Source organism: Enterococcus sp. DIV0176, assembly GCF_050528535.1.
GTDB classification, from domain to species: Bacteria; Bacillota; Bacilli; order Lactobacillales; family Enterococcaceae; genus Enterococcus_B; species Enterococcus_B thailandicus.
Window position 1 is genome coordinate 132085 of sequence record NZ_CP172879.1, and the last position, 23716, is coordinate 155800.

Annotated in this window: 24 protein-coding genes and 1 riboswitch; of the genes, 15 read left to right on the plus strand and 9 right to left on the minus strand. The window is 37.2% G+C overall.

Going from position 1 to position 23716, the window contains the following annotated elements:
• Positions 1-112 precede the first annotated feature (112 nt).
• The 7 genes from treR (at position 113) to IGJ66_RS00720 (ending at position 4779) form a co-directional block, all read left to right on the plus strand.
• On the plus strand, positions 113-826 hold the full coding sequence (gene treR / locus IGJ66_RS00690) for a trehalose operon repressor (RefSeq protein ID WP_067483432.1): 714 nt from the start codon (positions 113-115) through the stop codon (positions 824-826).
• Between the two features lie 79 nt (positions 827-905).
• Positions 906-1355 carry a peptide-methionine (R)-S-oxide reductase MsrB gene (gene msrB, locus IGJ66_RS00695; RefSeq protein WP_067483430.1) on the plus strand — a complete coding sequence of 150 codons (450 nt, stop codon included), beginning with the start codon at positions 906-908 and terminating at the stop codon, positions 1353-1355.
• Between the two features lie 177 nt (positions 1356-1532).
• Complete coding sequence (gene ruvA / locus IGJ66_RS00700; protein WP_067483428.1) at positions 1533-2135, plus strand: Holliday junction branch migration protein RuvA; 603 nt, start codon at positions 1533-1535, stop codon at positions 2133-2135.
• A 12-nt stretch (positions 2136-2147) separates the two neighbouring features.
• Positions 2148-3149 (plus strand): Holliday junction branch migration DNA helicase RuvB, encoded by a 1002-nt coding sequence (gene ruvB, locus IGJ66_RS00705; protein ID WP_067483426.1) that lies wholly within the window; start codon positions 2148-2150, stop codon positions 3147-3149.
• Between the two features lie 37 nt (positions 3150-3186).
• Complete coding sequence (locus IGJ66_RS00710; protein WP_218658025.1) at positions 3187-3768, plus strand: TetR/AcrR family transcriptional regulator; 582 nt, start codon at positions 3187-3189, stop codon at positions 3766-3768.
• 37 nt (positions 3769-3805) lie between these two features.
• Complete coding sequence (locus IGJ66_RS00715) at positions 3806-4273, plus strand: low molecular weight protein-tyrosine-phosphatase (RefSeq protein ID WP_067483424.1); 468 nt, start codon at positions 3806-3808, stop codon at positions 4271-4273.
• A 131-nt stretch (positions 4274-4404) separates the two neighbouring features.
• Positions 4405-4779, plus strand: coding sequence for a hypothetical protein (locus IGJ66_RS00720; protein WP_071868736.1), 375 nt, complete (start codon positions 4405-4407; stop codon positions 4777-4779).
• A gap of 276 nt (positions 4780-5055) precedes the next feature.
• Here the strand turns inward: IGJ66_RS00720 and brnQ are convergent, their stop codons facing one another.
• Complete coding sequence (gene brnQ / locus IGJ66_RS00725; protein WP_075491317.1) at positions 5056-6417, minus strand: branched-chain amino acid transport system II carrier protein; 1362 nt, start codon at positions 6415-6417, stop codon at positions 5056-5058.
• Between the two features lie 152 nt (positions 6418-6569).
• On the opposite strand from brnQ, the gene IGJ66_RS00730 reads away from it, so the two are divergent.
• A complete protein-coding gene (locus IGJ66_RS00730) occupies positions 6570-7178 on the plus strand; it encodes a TMEM175 family protein (protein WP_071868734.1) in 609 nt (202 codons plus the stop codon).
• Positions 7179-7224: 46 nt separating this feature from the next.
• Here IGJ66_RS00730 and IGJ66_RS00735 read toward each other — a convergent pair whose 3' ends face one another.
• The 4 genes from IGJ66_RS00735 to IGJ66_RS00750 form a co-directional block, all read right to left on the minus strand.
• Entirely contained in the window at positions 7225-8577 is a 1353-nt protein-coding gene (locus tag IGJ66_RS00735; RefSeq protein WP_430616679.1) for an amino acid permease, read from the minus strand.
• Positions 8578-8838: 261 nt separating this feature from the next.
• Positions 8839-9579 (minus strand): amino acid ABC transporter ATP-binding protein, encoded by a 741-nt coding sequence (locus IGJ66_RS00740; RefSeq protein ID WP_067483419.1) that lies wholly within the window; start codon positions 9577-9579, stop codon positions 8839-8841.
• Between the two features lie 12 nt (positions 9580-9591).
• Complete coding sequence (locus IGJ66_RS00745) at positions 9592-11184, minus strand: ABC transporter permease subunit (RefSeq protein ID WP_430616680.1); 1593 nt, start codon at positions 11182-11184, stop codon at positions 9592-9594.
• Positions 11185-11331: 147 nt separating this feature from the next.
• Positions 11332-11506, minus strand: a riboswitch (Lysine riboswitch).
• A gap of 283 nt (positions 11507-11789) precedes the next feature.
• Positions 11790-12083 carry a hypothetical protein gene (locus tag IGJ66_RS00750; RefSeq protein ID WP_067483415.1) on the minus strand — a complete coding sequence of 98 codons (294 nt, stop codon included), beginning with the start codon at positions 12081-12083 and terminating at the stop codon, positions 11790-11792.
• A gap of 323 nt (positions 12084-12406) precedes the next feature.
• Here IGJ66_RS00750 and IGJ66_RS00755 point away from each other — a divergent pair, with 323 nt between their 5' ends.
• From IGJ66_RS00755 to IGJ66_RS00765, 3 genes are read left to right on the plus strand one after another with little or no spacing between them, the layout of a single operon-like run.
• Complete coding sequence (locus IGJ66_RS00755) at positions 12407-13138, plus strand: NAD-dependent protein deacylase (RefSeq protein ID WP_067483413.1); 732 nt, start codon at positions 12407-12409, stop codon at positions 13136-13138.
• Positions 13125-13970, plus strand: a complete 846-nt coding sequence (locus tag IGJ66_RS00760; RefSeq protein WP_430616681.1) for a chorismate mutase — start codon at positions 13125-13127, stop codon at positions 13968-13970. The genes IGJ66_RS00755 and IGJ66_RS00760 overlap by 14 nt, the downstream gene beginning before the upstream one ends.
• Before the next feature lie 2 nt (positions 13971-13972).
• Positions 13973-14494: a transcription repressor NadR gene (locus IGJ66_RS00765; protein WP_067483408.1), complete on the plus strand. Its 522-nt coding sequence runs from the start codon at positions 13973-13975 to the stop codon at positions 14492-14494.
• A gap of 65 nt (positions 14495-14559) precedes the next feature.
• On the opposite strand, the gene IGJ66_RS00770 is transcribed toward IGJ66_RS00765, so the two are convergent.
• From IGJ66_RS00770 to def, 3 genes are all read right to left on the minus strand, one after another.
• Positions 14560-15447 carry an RsiV family protein gene (locus tag IGJ66_RS00770; protein WP_071868730.1) on the minus strand — a complete coding sequence of 296 codons (888 nt, stop codon included), beginning with the start codon at positions 15445-15447 and terminating at the stop codon, positions 14560-14562.
• Positions 15448-15465: 18 nt separating this feature from the next.
• Positions 15466-15969, minus strand: a complete 504-nt coding sequence (locus IGJ66_RS00775) for an RNA polymerase sigma factor (protein ID WP_067483404.1) — start codon at positions 15967-15969, stop codon at positions 15466-15468.
• 256 nt (positions 15970-16225) lie between these two features.
• Entirely contained in the window at positions 16226-16789 is a 564-nt protein-coding gene (def, locus tag IGJ66_RS00780) for a peptide deformylase (RefSeq protein WP_067483402.1), read from the minus strand.
• Between the two features lie 251 nt (positions 16790-17040).
• On the opposite strand from def, the gene rpsO reads away from it, so the two are divergent.
• The 4 genes from rpsO (at position 17041) to IGJ66_RS00800 (ending at position 22278) form a co-directional block, all read left to right on the plus strand.
• A complete protein-coding gene (gene rpsO, locus IGJ66_RS00785; RefSeq protein WP_010734375.1) occupies positions 17041-17310 on the plus strand; it encodes a 30S ribosomal protein S15 in 270 nt (89 codons plus the stop codon).
• 184 nt (positions 17311-17494) lie between these two features.
• Positions 17495-19618, plus strand: coding sequence for a polyribonucleotide nucleotidyltransferase (pnp, locus tag IGJ66_RS00790; RefSeq protein ID WP_067483400.1), 2124 nt, complete (start codon positions 17495-17497; stop codon positions 19616-19618).
• A gap of 175 nt (positions 19619-19793) precedes the next feature.
• On the plus strand, positions 19794-20048 hold the full coding sequence (locus IGJ66_RS00795) for a GlsB/YeaQ/YmgE family stress response membrane protein (RefSeq protein ID WP_067483398.1): 255 nt from the start codon (positions 19794-19796) through the stop codon (positions 20046-20048).
• A gap of 283 nt (positions 20049-20331) precedes the next feature.
• On the plus strand, positions 20332-22278 hold the full coding sequence (locus IGJ66_RS00800; protein WP_086271069.1) for a KUP/HAK/KT family potassium transporter: 1947 nt from the start codon (positions 20332-20334) through the stop codon (positions 22276-22278).
• A 39-nt stretch (positions 22279-22317) separates the two neighbouring features.
• Here IGJ66_RS00800 and IGJ66_RS00805 read toward each other — a convergent pair whose 3' ends face one another.
• Entirely contained in the window at positions 22318-23682 is a 1365-nt protein-coding gene (locus tag IGJ66_RS00805) for an MATE family efflux transporter (RefSeq protein ID WP_430616682.1), read from the minus strand.
• Positions 23683-23716 lie beyond the last annotated feature (34 nt).

Below are 23716 nucleotides of genomic sequence, written 5' to 3' on the forward strand. Positions count from 1 at the left end.
TTTTCTGTTAAGATGCGTCTTTTTTCGTCTTTTTTGAACGTTGAAATGAAAACAAAGCTATAGTATAGTGAAGCAATAATCGAAAAAATAATTGGGTGGAGGAATCAAAACAATGAATAAATTTAATGAAATTTTTTTGGATCTGGAGAAAAAAATTTTAGCAAAGCAGTATCCTCCGCACACACTTTTACCAAGTGAAAATCAATTAATCAAAATTTATGGCGTCTCTCGAGAAACAATTCGAAAAGCATTACAATTATTGACAACAGAAGGTTATATTCAAAAAAAACAGGGAAAAGGATCGATTGTCTTAGAGCGAAGTCGTTTTGATTTTCCAATTTCTGGTTTGACGAGTTATAAAGAATTGCAAGAAACCCAGAATATTCCAAGTGAAACGATTGTTCAAGAACTAAGTGAAACAAAAGTGGATAAGGAGTTAAGTGAAATTACTGGGTGGAAAATTGGGACACCAGTTTGGCATTTAGTTCGGCAACGAAAAATTGCAGGTGAAGTTGTCATTTTAGATCGTGATTACTTGCTAAAGGAAGTCGTACCAACTTTGTCAATTGAACAAGCAAAGGCATCTATCTATGATTATTTTGAAAATGAACTTGGATTGACGATTGCTTATGCCCAAAAAGAAATCACAGTAGAACCTGTGACACCAGAAATCCATGAAGCCATGACCTTAAAAGACGATCCGTATGTGGTAATTGTCCGAGGATTAGTGCATCTGGAAGACACGCGTTGCTTTGAATACACAGAATCAATTCATCGATTAGATAAATTTCGTTTTGTTGAATTTGCTCGTCGCCGCAAAGTTTAATTCTTAGCAAGAAGTGAGCAGATTAGTTGCCTCTTCTCGTTGTTAGTCAGTAAGATTGACAAAAAAGGGGATGACATCAATGTCAAAAGAAACAAATCCAGTACCTGATGAAGAATTAAAACAAAAATTATCACCAATTGCTTACGCAGTGACGCAAGAAAATGCGACTGAACGTCCATTTAGCGGAAAATATGATGACTTTTATGAAAAGGGAATTTATGTTGATATCGTGAGTGGTAAACCTTTATTCAGTTCAACAGAAAAATATGACGCAGGTTGTGGCTGGCCTTCTTTTAGTAAGCCAATTAGTGAAGAGGAAATTACTGAAAAAACCGATCGCTCACATGGAATGCACAGAGTAGAAGTTAGAAGTCAAAGTGCCGATTCACATCTCGGTCATGTTTTTGATGATGGTCCGGTAGAAAAAGGTGGATTGCGTTACTGCATTAACTCGGCTGCATTAAAATTTATTCCATATGATGAAATGGCTGAAAATGGTTACGAAAAATATAAATCACTTGTTGAATGATTCAACTAACGAAAGAAGGAGAAACCTCGGAATAGGTAAGACCAAACGAGGTTTCTTTTTTATTCGCATTTTTCAGTTTTTTGTTTGAACTCGCTTAAGAGGAAGCTACTTTTTTCAGCCGTTGAAATGTGCTACAATAAAGCGAACGTATGTGTGTGAAAGAAAGAGGAAAATGGAATGTATGAATATCTAAAAGGGACGGTTACATTTATCAGCCCTTATTATATTGTGGTAGAAAATCAAGGAATTGGTTACCAAATCGCTTTAGGAAATCCTTATCGTTATAGTAGTAAGATGAACCAAGAAATCACTATTTATATCCAGCAGGTTATTCGTGAAGATGGCCATCTACTTTATGGCTTTTCTAGTTTAGAAGAGAAGCAACTTTTCTTAAGACTGGTGAGTGTTTCAGGAATTGGCCCAAAAAGTGCGTTAGCAATCATGGCAAGCGATGATCATTCAGGTTTGATTCATGCAATTGAGTCTGGTGATGTCACTTATTTAACGAAGTTTCCCGGTGTGGGTAAAAAGACTGCACAACAAATGATTCTGGATCTAAAAGGAAAACTAGGTGAAATCAGTATTGAAGCACCAATCAATTTATTTGATGAAGCAAACACGCAAGATACAACGGCATTAGCTGAAGCAATGGAAGCTTTAAATGCGTTGGGGTATAGTGCCAAAGAAGTGAAACGTGTAGAAAAACAATTACAAGCACAAGATAACTTGACTACCGATGAATACTTACGCCAAGCACTGAAATTGATGATGAAAAAATAGGAGGGAACTATGATGACAGACGAACATATTCTATCACCAGAAACTGGCGAGAATGAACTTAGTTTGGAAAAATCTCTCCGACCACATTTATTATCACAATACATTGGACAGGATAAGGTGAAGCAGGAACTCCAAATTTATATCGAAGCTGCTCGTAACCGCGAGGAACCACTCGATCATGTTCTATTGTATGGTCCGCCGGGTTTAGGAAAAACGACAATGGCAATGGTGATTGCAAATGAGATGTCTGTAAACATTCGTACCACAAGCGGGCCAGCGATTGAACGACCGGGTGACTTGGTCGCGATTTTGAACGAACTGGAAGCAGGGGATGTATTGTTTATTGATGAAATCCATCGCCTACCACGAGTAGCAGAAGAAACGCTCTATTCAGCAATGGAAGACTTTTACGTGGATATCATGGTTGGGCAGGGACCAACAGCACACCCCGTACATTTTCCTTTACCCCCATTTACATTGATTGGGGCAACGACGCGTGCAGGAATGCTTTCGGCACCGTTACGTGACCGCTTTGGAATTATTTCACACATGGAATACTACGATGAAGGTGATTTACGAGAAATCGTTCAGCGTTCTGCTTCTATTTTTCAAACGGACATTGTCGAAGACGGGGCAATTGAAATTGCACGTCGTTCGCGAGGAACCCCACGAATTGCGAACCGTTTATTAAAAAGAGTACGTGATTTTGCACAAGTCCAAGCAGATGGAAAAATTGACCGAAATATCGCCGATCAAGCACTGACTCTTTTACAAGTCGATCATGCCGGGTTAGATTACGTTGACCAAAAATTATTACGAACGATGATTGAATTGTATGGCGGTGGACCAGTTGGCTTGAGCACGTTGTCTGTAAATATTGGAGAAGAGCGTGAAACGGTTGAAGATATGTATGAACCATTCTTGATTCAAAAAGGTTTTTTGAAGCGAACACCTCGTGGAAGAATTGCTACTGCATATGCCTATGAGCACTTTGGTTATCCGTATAATAATTAATCGAAGTAACAAGTTTATTGAGATGGGAGGAGAAAAAATGGGTGACTCCATTCACACAAAACAAGTAATCAAACAGGCATTGATTCACCTATGCCAACAAAAAACATTTCGTAAAATAAGTGTTCAGGAAATCGCGCATGAAGCGAACATCAACCGTCAAACATTTTATTATCATTTTACAGACAAGTATGACTTACTTCGTTGGGTGTACTTTGAAGATGCCTTTCACTTTTTAGATCCTCATAATTTATCATTAGATAATTGGGAAGAACAGGCACTAAAAATGCTGAAAGTTATTGCTGATGACAAAGAATTTTATAGCAATACGGTGGCGTCAGACCAAGAAGTATTGCAACAAGAATTTTCGACAATCATCCAGCAATCGTTTATCAGCATTTTTAACCAAATGGACCAAGAAAGACAATTGTCGCAACAAGATAAACTTTTTTATGCCCGCTTTTTCTCTTACGGTTGCAGCGGTGTTTTAGTCAATTGGATAACGCATGATTACCAGGAAACACCGATGGAAATCGCGATGCAACTATTTCGCTTAGCAAAAGACACGGAACTCTATTCTTACCGTCTATATGCACAGGAAGAATCAGAGTCGGATGAGTAAAGAAATAGTTGTCTTTTTATAAAATGGAGGGGAAAAAATGACCAAAGTTTTATTTGTTTGTTTAGGAAATATTTGTCGCTCGCCAATGGCAGAAGGTTTGTTGCAAAAACGAGTACAGAAAACAAAACAGGCTGCTGAATTTTTGATCGATTCTGCTGCTACCAGTTCTTATGAAATTGGTTCTGCACCGCATCCAGGAACGCAAAGAATCCTTGACGAAGAAGCGATTGATACAAGTAATATGATTGCTCGCCAAATTACGCCAAAAGATTTTGAAACGTTTGATTGGATTATCGGTATGGATCAAGAAAATGTACGAGAATTACAACGAATCGCACCTGAAAATGCACAAGATAAAATCAAATTATTTATGAGTGTTGTCCCTGGAAAAGAAATGGAAGATGTTCCTGATCCTTACTTTACAAATAACTTTGAGGAAACATTTCAGTTGATTAATGAGGGATTAGATCATTGGAACTTCACATCAAAAGCAAACATAAAATAACAAGTTGTATATTAAAAAATGAACGAGAAGGTTTTAATCAGAAAGCTTATTTTCTTGTTTTTTCCATTAGATTTAGGTAAAATAAAATTACTTAATTCATTACTTTCTTAGCAAAAGGAGGAGTACATTCGATGGACGAGGAAACAGTATCACCAATGAAGAAACTTACCAAGTTAGTGACGCATACGTCGTATCAGTTTTTTGATTCTTTTGTCAATGATACAGAAGAAAAGGCCAAGAATGTACGTAAACAAGGAGAGTTTGTTCTTGAGCTTCAAAAAGCTGCGGTACAAAATAGTCTAGTTGTTTTGCAAGTGAGAGAAAATCGTTTAAGTAATAAGCATGAAACAGTATCTGGATGGGTAGCGACAAAAATCGTTGAAAAAGAACGTGTCATGATTCGTTTACGAAATGAAGAGCAACAAATTCGGATGATTCCCATTGAGCAAATTGAAAAAATCACGAGCTTATCGCCAAGTGGAGAGCAAGAACGTTTATCACGTTAAGATTGGTGTTTTATTTTAAGGAAACTAAAAGAGCTTTTCTATCAGCTGATAGAAAAGCTCTTTTTTGATTTGTTTTATAAAAAAAGATCCTGCTAGCTGGGGGGCTAGCAGGAAAGGAGTTAAAAATGAAAAAGTGTTGTTAGGGTTGTTTGTTGGTATGTCTATATAATAGAGTGAAGTTGTGAATATTTTGTGACGATTTTTTTCGAAAGTTGTTAAGTTTTAGCTATAAAAAAATGTCTTTCTAATTTCGCACGTAAAGTAATCAAAAAAGTGTTACTCATTTACTGATGTGACAGTTTCTTTTTTTATAAAGCTCCAGCCTAATCCAATAACGAAACCGATAATTGCTGGAACAATCCAGCCCATGCCAAAGGAAAAGAATGGCAAATAGCTTTCAGCAAATCGTAAAATCGTTTGAACAAACGGTGTATCCTTGATGACAGCAGGTGACGCATTTAATGCGTCAAGAACAGATGCGATCAAAGTAAAGTACGTAGTCATTCGATAAACACATGCTCGTTTTTTGAACAAAGACTCGCATAATACCAATAAAATCAATGTCATTGCTAAAGGATAAATAAACATTAAAACAGGTAAAGAAATCTGGATAATATTTGTCAAGCCGACATTAGCAACCAAGCAAGCAAGGACACTTGCTAGTGTTACGAAAAATAAATAGCTTCTCTTTGGAAAAAGTTCTGAAAAAGTTTCGGCAAATGCCGTGATTAAACCAATGCCAGTTTTTAAACAAGCAAGAATGACAATCAATGCTAGCAAGATACTTCCGTAAGTTCCTAAATAATAATCAGCGATTTGAGCTAGAGCGATTCCGCCATTTTCACTTAAAGGAAACATACCTAAACTCATCGTTCCTAAGTAAGAAAGCAGAGTATAAATGATTCCCATCAAAAGAACACTGATTGCACCCGATTTGATTGTACCTTTTGCAATATCTGATGATTTGGTAATGCCCATTCCACGAATCGTTGTGACGATAATGATTCCAAAAGCTAGAGAAGCAAGTGCATCTAACGTATTGTAGCCTTGAGTGAAACCAGTGAAGAAGGCATGTGTTTGATAATGGGGTTGGATTGGAGCATCAGCAACGGAACCAAGTGGATTCAAAAATCCTAATAAAAGTAAGATTCCTAGTAAAACTAAAAAGATTGGATTTAAAAACTTACCAACGTAATCTAAAATTTTGGTTGGTCTACGTGATAACCACCAAGCAGTAAAGAAGAATAAGATACTAAAAAGTGCTAGAAAAAGTGATTGCTGCTTTGGTGCAATGAAAGGTGCCAAGCCAATTTCAAACGAAGTGCTGGCTAACCGTGGTAAAGCAAAAAAGGGGCCAACTACTAAATAAAGTAAAATAGTAAAAATAATTGCATATTTCCGATTCACGCGTTGGGCCAGTTCATAAACACCAGAGCTTTTTGATACACCAATGGCAATAACACCCAAGAAAGGCAAACCGATTCCGGTAACTAGGAATCCAAGATTTGCCCAAAAAACGGCTGAGCCAGCCTCTTGTCCCATATGAACAGGAAATATTAAGTTTCCTGCTCCAAAAAATAATCCAAAAAGCATTGAACCAATAAATATACTTTCTTTAAATGACAGTTTTTTTGTCATAGACGAGTCTCCTTTAAAATTCATTTTTTTTAAGGTAACAGAAATTGTGTGTGTACGCAACAATTTTCTGAAAATTTATACAGTATTATTGGTAAGTATTTTTGCAGAACCAGTGCTAAAATGAAATCAGCGTTGAAGTAAAGGAGAAAAAAATGACAAAATCAAGGTTAGAGGCATTTACAGATGGTGTGGTAGCCATTGTTTTGACCGTATTGGTGTTAGATATTGAAATTCCTGATCCTGCTAATTTTCAATCATTGTGGGGAATTAGAAATACTTTGCTTGCGTATTCAATCAGTTTTCTCTTTGTTGCAGTGATTTGGGTTAATCATCATCGCATCTTTCAAATGGCAGATAAAATTAATTATCGAGTAGTGTGGGCAAATATCTTTTGGCTGTTTTGGCTGACGCTTTGTCCGTCAGTTACAAGTTGGGTCGGGAGAAATCCGACAGCATTTTGGCCTGAGATGTCTTATGTCATTGTTTACACAATGTGGAGTCTATCTTTCGGCATTTTAATCAAACAAGTTTTGAAAGCAAATAGCAAAGATTCTCATGTAGTCAAAACAGTTTCTAAGGATCATCGAAGTATGATTTCGATGATTATCAATATTGGTTTAATTATTGGGGTCTTTTTTCAACCATTGATTGGCTTGTTTGGACGTTTCCTTGTATCTGGTTTATGGGTATTGTCCTATAAAAAATCAGACTATTACTATCAGAAAATCTTTTTACACAAAAGAAAAGAAGTGAGCAAATAAAGAAACTCTTTTTCCAAATCTAATTTCTTTTGGAAAAAGAGTTTCTTTATTTTTTTCGTTCATATTTCAAATGATAAATGGTTAATAAAGCAATAAACCAAATTGGAGTTAAGAAAAATGCCAGTCGAGTATCTTCACCTAAGATCAATACACCGCAGACGAATAACATGTAGAGAAAGACAAGATAGTTACTAATCGGATAAAAAGGCATCTTGAATGAATGTGACTTCTTCCCTAAGATACTCCGACGATATTTTAAATGAGTATACACAAGCATGCTCCAGATAAATAAGAAACAAGTGGTTGCAATACTACTGACTAAAGTAAAGACCTCACTAGGCATAATGTAATTAAGAACAACTGAAATAAAAATAATAATTGTCGAAAAGACCAATGCTTGTCCTGGCACATGATGAGTGGTTAATTTTTTAAATCGTTTAGGTGCGCTCCCTTCTTGTGAAAGAGAACGAAGCATTCGTCCAGTGCTATAAATTGCACTATTACAGGCAGATGCCGCAGCACTTAAAACGACCAAATTGATGATTGAAGCAGCCATCGTAATACCAATTTCAGAAAATACTTCCACAAACGGACTTTCATTTGCGTTTAGACTGTTCCAAGGGTAGATTGACATGATGACAAATAGAGAACCTAAATAAAATAAAATGATGCGAATTGGAATATTATTGATTGCTTCTGGCAAGACTTTTTCCGGATTCTTTGTTTCACCAGCAACCAAACCAACTAATTCGATACCAGCGAAGGCAAAAGTAACCATTTGAAAGGAAAGAATAAATCCTTTTGCACCTTTTGGAAAAAATCCTCCATGTGACCACAGAGTTGAAATAGCAGCAGGGCCAGTACTTGTTTGATAATGGGTGAGAATCATGTAGACACCAACAAGAATGAAGGCAATAATGGCAACCACTTTGATTAGTGCAAACCAAAATTCTAGTTCACCAAAAAGTGAGACAGCGACCATGTTCAAAGCAAGCAGTAAAATGAGAGCAATTAGTTCTGGAAGCCATTGAGGAACACCAGGTGCCCAATACCGAACGTACATCCCAATTGCGGTTAAATCTGCCATAGCAATTGCAATCCAACAAAACCAATAAGTCCATCCTGTAACAAACGCCGCTTTTTTTCCAAGATACTCTGCAATAAAATCTAGGAAAGAGTGATTGTTTGTGTTGGATAAAAGCAACTCACCTAGCGCACGCATAATGAAAAAACAAATACAACCAGTAATCAAGTAAGCGAGTAAAATGGAAGGCCCCGCTAACTGAATCGTCTTTCCGGAACCTAAGAAAAGGCCAGTCCCAATTGCTCCCCCAATTGAAATCAGTTGGACATGCCGATTCTTAAGTCCCCGCTGTAGTTCTTGTTCATTTTCGTCCATAAAATAATCATCCTAACTAAAAAGTAATTATCTTAAGTTTAAGAGAGTTTTCAGAAAATGACAACTTTGTTTTCTAAATAGGTGGAAAAAAGTTCCTAAAATAAACAAATAAGCTCCGTCAAAATAGGGTATAGCTATTCAAAAAAGTTTTCTGATTGTTAGAAATGAAAACGCAGGTTAATCAACTATCTTTGGACTTCAATGAAGGATGACAACAAAAAAACTAGGATCTTGCTTGATCCTAGTTTTTTGTTTGAAGATTTATTTGTTTAAAATGCGTGATAAAAATTCTTTTGTTCGATCTTCTTTTGGATGAACAAAGATATCTTCAGGCGAGCCTTCTTCTGCGATGATCCCTTTATCCATGAAGATGACGCGATCCGAAACATCTTTTGCGAATTCCATTTCATGTGTCACGATAATCATTGTTAACCCAGTGTGAGCTAAATCTTTCATTGTGTTTAGAACTTCACCAACCATTTCTGGATCTAATGCTGAAGTTGGTTCATCGAATAATAAAACATCCGGATCCATAGATAACGCGCGTGCGATAGCGACACGTTGTTTTTGACCACCAGATAGTTGAGAAGGTCTCGCTTCGATGTAGCGATCCATGCCAACTTTTTCTAAATTTTCAATGGCGATTTTTCGTGCAGATTCTTTATCTCGTTTTAAAACGGTCACTTGACCGGACATACAGTTTTCTAAAACATTCATATTATTGAATAAATTGAACGATTGGAACACCATACCTAAGTGTGTACGGTATTTCGGCAAATTATATTTAGGGGCTAAGACATTTTCACCTTCGTAAATAATTTCGCCACCGGTTGGTTTTTCTAGAAGATTGATACAGCGTAAGAAGGTTGATTTACCTGAACCAGAAGATCCGATAATCGTTACAACTTCACCTTTATTAACCGTCACGTTAATGTCTTTTAGTACTTCGTTTTCACCAAAACTTTTTCTTAAATGATTGATTTCAATAATTGTTTCGCTCATGTTTCTTCCTCCTTATTCTTGCAAGTTTGAATTTTCGACTTCTTCAATTTTTGTGTAAGCTGAAGGGCCATCGATTTTCTTTTCAACAAAACGCAAGATTCTCGTAATTGTAAAGGTCATAACTAAGTAAATAATCCCTACAATCGTAAAGGTTTGGAAGAATTGGAAGTTTGCCCCGGAAGCAGAGTTCCCTTGGAAGAACAAGTCTGCTACACCAATTACACTCAATACAGCTGTGTCTTTAATGTTGATTACAAATTCATTACCTGTTGCTGGTAAGATGTTTCGTAGGACTTGAGGAATCACAACTTTACGCATCGTTTGTCCATGTGTCATCCCGATTGCTTGTGCGGCTTCAAACTGGCCTTCATCTACGGCGAAAATACCACCACGAACGATTTCTGTCATATAAGCACCTGTGTTGATTGAAACAATAAATAATGCTGCAATTGTCCGGTTCAATGAAATACCAAATGCTAAAGCTAATCCATAGAAGATAACCATTGCTTGTACCATCATCGGTGTCCCGCGGAAAACTTCGATATAAATTGAAAGCAGACCGTTTGCGATTTTTTGGAAAAACTGCGTAACTTTATTATCTGATTCAGGGATTGTACGGAAAACACCAATCAATAAACCAAGGGTTGTTCCGACAATTGTACCAATCAATGCGATGAATAATGTAAGACCTGCACCGCGAAGAAACATTTCCCCATATTGGTTCCAAATATTTTTGAAATCGGTAAAGATTCCTGATTGTTCTTCTTCATCAGTTGAAGCAGGCTGGTCCTTGATTGCTTGATCCATCATTACAGTACGCTCATCTTGTGAGATACCTGAAAGAATTTCATTGACTTTTTGAATATCAGTATCATTTTTGCGCATCCCGATGGCAATTTGAACATCTTCTGCATTTGTTTCAAAATCATTTTCGCCTGTGAATTCCAACATTTTTAGGTCTTTATTCACGCTAGTAGCTGTGACACCTTCAGGTCGCTCGCTGACGTAACCATCAATCATTCCAGAAGCTAAGGCAGTCCTCATAGCAGAGAAATTATCCATTGCTTGTTGCTTTTGAACATTTGGAATTTGGTCGATGACACTATAGTGGAAGGTATTTAATTGTGCAGTGATTTTCGCATTTTCTAAGTCAGCTAGTTTTTTTGCATTCGCAAAGTTGCCGTCTTTTTTAACTACCACAACTAATTGAGACTCATAGTAAGGGTCGGTGAAATCAATTTCTTTTTTTCTTTCCGCAGTCGGGCTCATCCCTGCGATGATTGCATCAATTTTTCCTGATTGAAGAGCAGGGGCTAAACCATCCCATTTTGTTTGGACGATAACTAAATTTTTTCCTAAGCCGTCAGCAACTTTTTTTGCGATTTGAACATCATAGCCACCAGCGTAACTTTTTTGTCCGTCAATTGGTAATGCGTTGTTCTTATCCGTTTGTTGAGACCAGTTGAATGGAGCGTAACCTGCCTCCATCCCAACGCGAAATTCGTTGTCGGGTGTTTTTTCATCGGCAAAAGCAGATGTGCTTACGCTAAATAATGAAAAGATAAATGCAAATAATACGGTAACTGAAACAAAATTTTTATTCATGTTCTTTCTCCTCTTCTTTCTGATACATCTTGAACGAGCGGTCTGATTGAACAATGAGTTGCAGCTGCTTATCTAAAAAAACAAAAAACGACCATCAAGCTTGTAAATACAAAATGGTCGTTAAAATTATCGGTCGATAAACCCCACACAAACCATAGCGCAACTTAGCATCACTGCTAAGACAGTCCGCAAGCTGTTAACTTGCGTCCCAACGTAAACTTTAAGCAAAAAAGAGTACATTTCGGCGATCCTCCCTAGTCCTGTTTCAACATGTTTGCTTCACTCCACAGGGGTAATGATTCTCGCGACCTCTACCTCATTGATTGAGGTAATCCCGTATTCAGTTATTTATACAAAAAGAAGTTTACGTTATTCTGGGGGCTTTGTCAATCAATTACCATTATTTTTCTGAAAATTGTTGATAAATATAGGGAATATAGGATGAATTTAAATGTTTTATGAAAAGAGGAGGAGAAATGTATGTTGTTGAAAGAGAATAAATATGCAATGAGTGAATAGGAAGAGACAAAAAAAGAAACTACGGCAATCATCAAAAAACGAAAATTGCTGTAGTTAGTCAAACTAAATTGATCGTTTATCAATTGTTAGGCTGCGGCTTTTGGTTCGCGACCTAAGATTGCTTGTAAAATAACTGTTACACCATAAATTGCTAACACTAAATAAATCAGGCTAGAATACTGAGTGATTCCCCAACCCCATGTGCGATAAACAGCTAATGTAATGGCTAAAACAATTGCAGCGATAACGTTAAATAACGCGAATGCCCATAGATTGCCGTTTTCTTTACGTACGAAATAGAAGATAGAGAAAAAGACGCTTAAGGCTAACCAAGCGATGCACGCTAAAATAACGCCCCAGTAAATGAAAAATGGTACCATATTGATTCACCTCTCTTTTATACAGCCTGTATTGTAGCACGTTTTCATTTCTTTGTCAGTTGTCATTGTGATAAAATTCGCAAGAAATGGAATCGTTTTACTTTTAGTACGTGTTTTCATGTTAAAATTTAATTGTTTACCAATCAAAAAATGGTAGGTGAAATGTAGCAAATTGTAAATAAAAGAAGCACACATTTTTGAAAACGGGTGTGTATCGATAAAAAGATGATTGTTGGTATAAGTATTCAACAAATTTTTTAATCATTCTTTTCTCGTGCTTTCTTTTTTGTTGAATTCAGTATAATAAAGATGAGGTGAGGAACATGAATGACCAAATAATGGATAAAATAGTTCAAGAAGTCTTATCTAGTCAGTCGATTACTTTTTTAACAGGAGCAGGCGTTTCGACACCTTCGGGAGTTCCAGATTACCGTTCGTTAAAAGGTGTGTATGCAGGAATGGAACAGCCAGAGTATTTATTAAGTACTCAAGCGCTAGAACATGAACCAGAAAAATTTTATTCGTTTGTAAAAAAATTATATCATCCTCAGGCAGAACCTAATATTATTCATTTGGAAATGGCACAGCTAGCGACGAATAAGCAAGTTGCTGTTGTATCACAAAATATTGATGGTTTGCACGAGCGAGCAGGAAGCAAGCAGCTAGTCAATTTTCATGGGAGCTTGTATCATTGTCATTGTCGAAAGTGTGGTAAGAATGTGGCATGGCAAGCTTATTTAGAAAGTGATAGACATCAAGCGTGCGGTGGGCAAGTTCGCCCAACTATCGTTTTATATGGTGAAGGATTCCAGCAAGCGACGATTGACGCAGCCGTTTTTGCTGTGGAGCAAGCTGATTTAATCGTTATTGTAGGAACAAGTTTTCAAGTACATCCTTTTTGTGATTTGATTCAATACCGAAAAAAAGGTGCTCAGATAATCGTCATCAACCAGACACCAATTTTACTTTCCGCAGAACATTCGTTTATCCAAGAAGATGGCGCAAAAGTATTTCAAAAAATTCATGAAGCGAGGATTAATAATGACAGAGTTTAAAACAGAAAAAGAAAAAATGATTGCGGGTGAACTTTATTTTGCAGGTGATCCTGAATTAGTGGCAGATCGAAGTTTTGCACGAGAACAAGCAAAATTAATTAATCAAGCAGAAGACTCAGCGATCCGTTCACAATTAGTTAAGGAAACTTTTGGTAAAACAGGTGAAAATATCTACGTTGAACCAGCAGTCAACTTTGACTATGGATACAATATTTTTGTTGGCGAAAACTTTTATGCGAATTTTAATAATACATTTTTAGATGTAAGTACGATTGAAATTGGTGATAATTGTATGTTTGCACCGAATGTTCAACTGTATACGGCAACGCATCCGCTACACCCAGTCAAAAGAAATAGTGGATTAGAGTACGCAAAGCCAATCAAAATTGGGAACAACGTATGGCTTGGTGGAGGAGTTATCATTACACCTGGTGTTATTTTGGGGAACAATGTAGTCGTTGGTGCAGGTTCAGTTGTGACCAAGTCTTTTCCGGATGATGTTGTAATTGCGGGAAATCCTGCCCGTGTAATTAAAACGATCAGTATTGAAAAAGCAGCACCGTCATTAGCAAATTTACGTGAACAAGTGGATATTATCGACGAAAAATTAATTGAGTTGCTAGAAAAACGATTGGATGTAGTTACCGAAATCAGTCAGTTAAAACAAGAAACTCAGCAAGCCATTTTCGATGAGGGCCGTGAACGAGAAGTTTTAGCAAAGGTCAAAAAATGGGTAAAGAATCCAGATTATGAAGAAACAGCAGTAGCTATGTATACTGATTTGATGCAGCAATCCCGCGGATATCAAGCGAAATTACGTGGGGAGGAGTGAAAATGGTAGAAGGAGAATTACGGCGACAACAAATCATGCAGACATTAGCAAGTGCAGAAAAACCAGTTAGTGCAAGCAAATTTGCTAAAAAATTTGGGGTTAGCCGCCAAATCATCGTAGGAGATATTGCCTTGCTCCGCGCAGCAGGAGAAGAGGTGGTTGCAACAGCACGTGGGTACATTTTGGAATCAAATGAAACAAATACAGGCTTTGTTAGCAAGATTGCTGTACAACATGAGCGCCAACAAACGGAAGAGGAATTACAAATTATCATTGAACATGGTGGAGAAGTAGTGGATGTTATTGTAGAGCATCCTCTTTATGGTGAACTTGTAGGTATGTTGCACTTGAAAACGAAGCAAGACATAGCTTCTTTCATGAAACGTTATGAAAAAAGCCAAGCAACGTTACTATCAGAGCTAACCGCAGGCATTCATCTACACACCATTCGCTATCCTGATGAAGCCACGTTAAAAAAAATCAAACGTGCATTGTCAACTGCACATATTCTTTATGAGGATTAGTTAGAAATGAAAAAAGTTCGCTTAAACTCAACTATTTAAGTTGAGATTTTAAGCGAACTTTTTTGTTAATTACTTAAATAATTAGGTGAAGCCAATTGTTGCTTGATAATTTTGGTTGGAATCACAAATTCAGGTGTTCCCATGTAATAAGGAGCTATTTCGCCTTGCGCAAAAGTGATAATCAATTGGTGTTTGGTGTTGATATAGAAAGTTTGATTAGGCTTGATTTGTTTGAATGGTTGGACATCAGTTGGTTGGTCAGCTGCTTCAGACCAATAAATTTGATTCGGATCAGCTTTCATTTGCTCGTTCATCTGTTGCTTGATTTCCTCGCTGATTACAGAAAGGTAGTCTTCATTTTTAAAAATCAATGGTAAAGAAACCACGACATTCAACTTTTTATCAATCGTATCGTATTGGGTCGTTGTGGCAGAGCTTCCTTGAATCTGAGTCAACGTTCGTTTGACTACTAAGAAACGAGAGTCATCCACAACTTTTTCAAAGTCTCCAGTAACAGAAACACGTGAGCCATCAAAGAATTGTTTTTTGACTTGTTGAAATTCAGCTTGAGCTTCTTTCAAGTATTTTTTGTTTAAAGCAGTAGCAACTTTTGTTGGTGTAGCTGTTTCGATTTTTGGTACGTCAATTGCTATCTCACTAGCTTCTTTTTTTGCTGTTAATGTTTGCAATGTAACCAACTGAACTAACTTATCGAAGCCTGGAAGGACACTAGCAGCTTCACCAACGCCCGGAAATAAGTTGACAGCCAGTATAAATGTCAGGGCGAGCGCTAAGGCACTTTGAGTGGCACGATTTCGGAAACGTCTCCAGGAATATTTTTTCTTTTCTTTATGAAAGAGGTTGGTCACTTGTGTGTGTAAGTCTTCTGGTAATGTTTGTTGACGATATTGCTTGGAAAAATTTCTGATTACGGTTTTTACAAAATCCTTCATGAAAATCTTCTCCTTTGATTATTCTAGTTTGCTTCTTAATTCATTCAAGCTTCGATATAGTTTTGTTTTGATCGTGTTCTCATTCAGCGCTAAAATGACAGAAATCTCTTTGAGGGTAAAGCCTTCAAAAAATTTTAATAAAATAATTTCACGATTAGGGCTGCTGATTTGATTGATGATTTCTTCTATTTCGAGATAACTATGTTGCGAGTCGTTCAAGAAAGACCATGACTGTTCATTTTGATCGAGATATTCGGCTTCGCGTTTGTTTTTTCGCCAAAAATCAATAGAAACAGAAATGAGGATTCGAAAAAACCAAGCATTAAATTCTTCGATTTCATGGAAATTTTTCTTTTGAATAGCTTTCAATGCTTTTTCAAAACTTTCTTGGATAATATCTAGTGCATCTTCCTTTGAATGGGAATAGTTAAAAGCTAGACGATACATTTTTTCATATTGTGTGTCCGCCAGTTCTTCTAACGCTTTTATATATTTTCTTCTCTTCCAACCATCGAAAACCATGTGTCTGGGTCACCCTCCTTTCTCATCTACTTATATAGACGAATTAGATTGCTAAAAAGTTTCATATTTTTTCATTTTATTTAAGCTGAATTGATTCTATGTAACGGGCCAAGCAGCATTAGGACAGAAAGACTTGTTCTTTGATAATAAAAGACAAAAAAATAAACTCGTCAACCAAAAATGAGGTGAGGCGAGTTTATTTTTCGACGATAAATTTTTCTGTTGAAGCAAGAAGTGCTAGCTAAAATCTGCTATCTTAGTCGATAACAAGCACGCCTTCTTTAAGAGAAAATGGATTAGCTTCATTGATGTGGTCATAGAACATAACCCCGTTGATGTGATCAATTTCATGTTGAACAACAATAGCTTCGTAGTTTTTTAAACGAATTTTTTGTTTTTGTCCGTCTGCGTCATAATAAGAAATCGTTACTTTTGCGTGACGAACGACATAACCCGGAACTTCACGATCAACAGATAAGCATCCTTCACCTTCACCAAGACAAGCATCTTGAACAGAGTGGCTTAAAATTTTTGGATTATACATCACTGTACTTAAAGTGGGTTCGGCTACTTCTGGATCTGCACTAGGCACATGAACAGCGATGATCCGTTTTGAAATATCTAATTGTGGCGCAGCTAGACCAACACCTCCACGTAAGTTTAATTCTTCCGCTTTAATAGGATCTTGGCTGTTTTTTAGAAATTCCATCATTTCTTTTCCTAATGCGATGTCTTCCTCACTAAGTGGAAGAGAAACTTCGCTTGCTACTTCACGTAAAGTTGGATTGCCTTCACGAATAATATCATCCATTGTAATCATGGAAAATGACTCCTTTCATCTAAGACTTGAATATGACAAGTCACTTTTCGCACTATAGTGTAACATAAAATAAAAAAAGTAGTAGTTAGATTGTTTGAAAACTATTCTTTCTTAATGATTCTTTACTTGATTTATAGCATCATTTCAGGTAAAGTATAGCTGTGTGTTTAAGCACGCGTCCTGTCACTTGGTTAAGCGAATCACCAACGTTTTACTCAGTCACAGGGAAATATTCGAAAGAGGTGGAAACAATGGCAATTTCAAAAGAACGTAAAAACGAAATCATTAAAGACTATGCACGCCATGAAGGAGATACTGGTTCTCCAGAAGTACAAATCGCTGTATTAACTGAAGAAATCAATCACTTGAATGAACATGCACGTGTTCACAAAAAAGATCACCATTCATACCGTGGCTTGATGAAAAAAGTTGGTCACCGTCGTAACTTGTTAGCTTACTTACGTAAAACTGACGTTCAACGTTACCGCGAATTAATCCAACGTCTAGGTCTACGTCGTTAATTTAATTTAAAGAGAGTGAGGTTCACATGAATCTCACTTTTTTTACTGTGAAACCAAAAGAATCTGTGATTAAGCATGATGGACTCCTACTAACCAAATGAAAGTTGCTAACTCGCCAAAAAGGATTGGCGGTTTTCATTTGTTTAGTAGCGTCTTGCTTTCACGAAATGGAAAAGGAGAAGTTATGTCAGAAAAACAAGTATTTAAAATGACATGGGGAGGCCGTCCCTTAGAAGTAGAAGTCGGTCAATTAGCAAAACAAGCGAATGGAGCTGTTTTAGTTCGTTATGGTGACACTGTAGTATTAAGTGCAGCAGTTTCTTCTAAAGAAGCAAAAGATACAGATTTCTTCCCATTAACAATCAACTATGAAGAAAAAATGTATGCGGCTGGTAAAATCCCTGGTGGTTTCATCAAACGTGAAGGTCGTCCAAGCACAGAAGCAACATTGACTGCACGCTTGATTGATCGCCCAATCCGTCCAATGTTTGCGGAAGGCTTCCGTAATGAAGTTCAAGTGACAAACATCGTAATGAGTGTTGAAACAGATTGTTCACCAGCCATGGCTGCTATGCTAGGTTCATCTTTAGCATTATCAATTTCTGATATTCCTTTTGATGGCCCAATCGCAGGTGTTGAAGTTGGTCGTGTAAATGGCGAGTATGTCTTGAACCCAACTGTTGAACAAGCAGAACAAACGGATATCGAGCTATCTGTTGCAGGAACAAAACAAGCGATTAACATGGTTGAAAGTGGCGCTAAAGAAGTTTCTGAAGAAGATATGCTAGGTGCATTGCTTTTTGGATTTGATGCAATCAAAGAATTAGTTGCTTTCCAAGAAGAAATCGTTCAAGCTGTCGGCAAAGAAAAAATGGAAGTTACTTTATTGCAAGTAGATGCAGATCTTAAAAACGAAATTTTTGCTGCTTCATACGAAACAATGAAAACTGCCGTTATGACGGAAGAAAAACTTGCACGAGAAGACAATATCGAACAAGTAAAAATTGATATTCGTGAAGCATACGCTGAAAAATTTGCCGATCACGAAGATGAAGCACATCTAGCTAAAGAAGTGAAACAAATTACAGAAGATCTAGAAAAAGATGTTGTTCGTGAATTAATCACGATTGACAAAATTCGTCCAGATGGTCGTAAATTAGATGAAATTCGTCCACTTGCTTCAGAAGTTGGCTTATTACCACGTGTCCATGGTTCAGGTTTATTTACTCGTGGACAAACGCAAGCATTATCTGCTTGTACACTTGCGCCGTTAGGAGAACATCAAATCATTGATGGCTTAGGGGTTGAAGTGAGCAAACGATTCATTCATCATTATAATTTCCCACAATTTTCTGTTGGTTCAACTGGTCGCGCAGGCTCACCAGGTCGTCGCGAAATTGGACATGGGGCTTTAGGTGAACGTGCATTGGCACAAGTTATTCCTGCTGAGGAAGACTTCCCTTATACAATTCGTTTAGTAGCAGAAGTTTTAGAATCAAATGGTTCTTCTTCTCAAGCAAGTATCTGTGCAGGTACATTAGCATTGATGGATGCAGGTGTTCCAATTAAAGCGCCTGTTGCTGGTATTGCAATGGGACTTGTTTCTGATGGCGAAAACTACACAATCTTAACTGATATCCAAGGGCTAGAAGATCACCTTGGCGACATGGACTTTAAAGTTGCTGGAACAAAAGACGGAATCACTGCCTTACAAATGGATATCAAAATTCAAGGGATCACTGAACAAATCCTAAAAGAAGCATTGGCTCAAGCAAAACAAGCGCGTATGGAAATCTTAGAAGAATTGACTTCAACGATTGCGGCACCACGTGAAGAGTTAAGCCAATACGCACCGAAAATCGAAATGATCCAAATCGAACCTTCTAAGATCAAAGATGTGATTGGTAAAGGTGGCGACACGATTAACGGAATCATCGAAGAAACAGGTGTTAAAATTGATATTGATCAAGATGGTAAAGTAAGTATTGCTTCCGCTGATTCAGAAATGATCAAAAAAGCCATTAAGATCATCGAAGATCTTACAAAAGAAGTAAAAGTTGGCGAAGTTTACTTAGGTAAAGTTGTCCGAATTGAAAAATTTGGCGCATTCGTTAACTTGATTAAAGGAAAAGATGGCTTGGTTCATATTTCTCAATTAGCAAACGAACGTGTCAACAACGTTGAAGATGTCGTTAAACTTGGTGACGAAGTTCTTGTGAAAGTAACAGAAATCGACAAACAAGGTCGTGTAAACTTATCTAGAAAAGTTTTGTTGAACGACGATGAAGCTTCAAAAGAAACGAAATAAAAACTGATTCATTAAAAGCTGAAAGCGAGACATTATAAATGTTTCTGCTTTCAGCTTTTTTATGTGAGAAAACAGAAATCGCCGGTAGAATTTTTACTGAAAAAAGCTTATCCATTGGTAAGACTAACTAAATAAGCGTAAAATCAAGTATATAAAGACTGAAGGAGGACGCGACATGTTAAGCTTTTTGGGTGCGCTTGTTGTTGGTAGCGTATTAGGAATGATTGCCGGAGCGATTTTGGGAAAAGATGTTCCCGGTGGCTGTACAGGAAATATTGTCGTTGGTGCTCTGGGTAGCTGGTTGGGTGAATTGATTTTAGGTGAATTTGGTCCAGTAATTATAGACGTTTATTTAATTCCAGCTTTGCTTGGCGCAATTTTGTGCTTAGTCATTTATTACTTCATTATTGAGCGATTATTTCGCAGTTGAATCACTTACTAAAAGTGGTTGACACGTAGGATGTTTCCTAAGATAATGAGAAGAAGTTTAGGAAATAAACGATAAAAAATAATGATTTTAGGTTACTAGCGTAGCAAAGATATCGCTGGTTTGATGCTTTTTATCAGATTCAAGTGATAGTTGTTTTGGCTGTTGCTTGAATCTTTTTTTTATTTTGTTTTCTAAATGCTAATTTGGGGACAGAAATGAGGGAGAGAAGTTGACAACAAAAAAGAATGTCAAAAAATTGTCAGCTGCAGGTCTTTTGGTAGCAATGGGTGTGGTTTACGGTGATATCGGAACTAGTCCATTGTATGTAATGAAGGCAATTGTAGGTGATAACGGGGGACTGCAAGGAATAAATCCTGACTTTGTCATTGGCGCAGTTTCACTAATTTTTTGGACATTGACTTTATTAACAACGATTAAATACGTTGTGATTGCACTAAATGCGGATAACCATGGAGAAGGTGGTATCTTTTCTTTGTATACTTTAGTGAGAAAAGGTGGCAAGTATTTAATTATTCCAGCAATGATAGGTGGAGCGGCATTACTTGCTGACGGTGTCTTAACGCCAGCAGTAACAGTTACAACCGCAATTGAAGGATTAAGAGGTATACCGCTGTTTTTTGAACGGTTTGGAAATGATCAAACAATTATCGTAATCATTACTTTAGTGATCATCTTGACTTTATTTATGGTTCAGCGCTTTGGTTCTGAATTAGTTGGGAAAGCATTTGGCCCAATCATGTTCTTATGGTTTACTTTTTTGGGCGTGATGGGTGTCATGAACTTTAGTCAAGACTGGACAGTTGTGCGTGCAATCAATCCTTATTACGCAATTCAGTTATTACTTAGTCCAGATAATCGGCTAGGTTTATTTATTTTAGGAAATGTTTTCTTGGCAACAACTGGGGCAGAAGCATTGTATTCAGATTTAGGTCATGTTGGTAAACTAAATATTCGTTTGAGCTGGCCATATGTCAAGCTTTGCCTGATGTTGAATTATTTTGGACAAGCAGCTTGGTTAATCAACGTGTATCAAAATCCAGAAATTCAAAAAATTGAAAATCTGAATCCATTTTTCCAAATGATGCCAAATAGTTTAACTGGTTTTGGCGTTGTATTTGCTACAATTGCTGCGGTGATCGCTTCACAAGCATTGATTTCAGGTTCGTTTACGTTAGTCTCTGAAGCAATCAAATTGAAACTATTACCAAGATTGAAAATTATGTACCCCGGAAGCAGTATTGGTCAAATGTACATTCCAGCAGTGAACTTTATGCTATGGCTGGCTTGTTCGATTATCGTGATTACTTTTAGAACATCACATCGTATGGAAGCAGCATATGGGTTATCAATTACGGTTACGATGTTGATGACGACAGCACTACTTTATTTTTATTTGATTCAAAGTGGACATAGTCATTGGTTGGCGCATCTTGTAACATTTTTCTTTGGAGCGATTGAGATAGTTTTCTTTTTATCAAGTATTGTGAAATTTTTCCATGGTGGTTTTGTGGCAGTTTTGATTGCGTTACTTATTTTGACTGTCATGTTTATTTGGGAAAGAGGAAATATTATTCGAGAGTCAGTGGCTGAAGATGTTCCACTTCGCGAATATATTCCTCAGTTAGCACAATTGAGAAAAGATACGTCGTTACCTGTTTATCAAACAAACGTCGTCTTTTTGGTACCTAACATGGAAGACGATCAGATTGGGAAACAATTTGTTTATTCGATTTTAGATAAGCGACCAAAGCGTGCGGGTGTCTATTGGTTTGTGCATGTAGAAGTTACGGATGAGCCTTATACTAAAGAGTATCAAATCGAAATGATGGATACTGATTTCATTGTTCAAGTAAAACTGTTCCTTGGTTTTCGTGTAGAGCAGGAAATCAATGTTTATATTCGTCAAATCATTCACGATTTGATGAAGGAAGGCCGATTACCGAAACAACCACAACGTTATTCACTCACACCAGGCAGAGAAGTGGGCGATTTCCAATTTATTTTGATTGATGAAGTTTTGTCGAATGTCACATCATTAAGCAAGTGGGATCGACAAATTATGCAAGCAAAATTAGCTATCAAAAAATACACGACGTCACCAGAAACATGGTTTGGTTTAGAATATAGTGAAGTCAAACATGAAACAGTCCCATTATTTATTGGACATACACGTAAGACTTGGTTGAAAGAACGAAAAGAAAACGAGTAAAAAGGTTGGGACAAAATTTTGTCCCAACCTTTTTTGTTTCTATGCTTCTAAAGTACGCTTTAATTGTTGTTGCTCATCCAATTTTCGTAGCTTTTTGATTGCTTTGAAATAAGAATAAAGTAATACGGCAACAGAACCAATCCATGCTAAAGGTGAAGCCGCAGCAGCACCAGGATAGCCCCACAAAGCTGTTAGAAAAATGGCTGCGAATGAACGCATAATAAGCTCCATAATCCCAGCAATTGTTGGAATCTTACTTTGACCAAGTCCTTGCAACGTGTAGCGTAAAATAAATAAAATGGCTAGTATCCAGTAAAGCGAACCATTAATATTAAAATAAATTTGTGCTAACTCAAACACACGCGTCTCGCTGGCATCGACGAATAGGTGGACAAAAGAGTGACCAAAGATAATAACGACTGCTCCTGCAATGATACTAAAGCCACCACTCATCAGGAGACACTGCTTCACCCCTTTTAATATGCGGCCATATTCTTTGGCACCATAGTTTTGGGCAGTAAATGTCGCCATTGTGATTCCAAAAGACATCATTGGTTGCGTAGCGAATTGATCAATCCGACCTGCTGCGGCTTGAGCGGCAACAACATCTGTCCCTAAACTATTGAGAGCTGATTGTAAAATGATTGCCCCAATAGCGATGATTGATGCTTGAAAGGCCATGGGTAACGAAATATTTAAATGAGTACGAATTTCTTTTTTATCAAAAACAAAATCTTTTTTGCGTAATTGAAGTAACGGAATCTTTCTTTTGATATAAATCAAGCAAAGCAAGCTCGACGCAACTTGAGCAATCACTGTTGCAATCCCAGCACCTTCTACGCCCATGCCGAAGTGAATAATAAAAACTAAATCTAAAATCACATTGATAATCACAGCGATAATCAGGAAAAAGAGGGGTGTACGACTGTCACCCAATGCACGAATGACATTTGATAATAAATTGAAGCTCATGGATGCGAAAATCCCCATTAAGATGATTGAAATAAATGCTTGGGCTTGATCAATGATTTCTGGAGGAGTTTGCATGAGCTGTAACATCGGACGAATGAATAAGAGACTGAGAACGGTTAAAATGATTGTAACGACGAGACTAATGATGATGCTGGTAGCAAAACTTTTCTTTAGACCACGATAATCTTGGGCACCAAAACGTTGAGCCGTAATAATTGCTAAACCTGCTGTTAACCCTTGAGCAAAACCAATAATCAAAAAAGTTAAGCTTCCGGTTGAACCAACAGCAGCTAAGGCATTCTTTCCTAAAGTTTGACCTACAATGATCATGTCGACCATATTGTAAAATTGTTGGAAAATATTCCCAATCAAGAGGGGAATCGTAAAAATAAAAATTAGTTTCGCTGGATTCCCTTTGGTTAATTCACGCATCTGTACAACTCCTATTCGTAACATATTTAGTTAG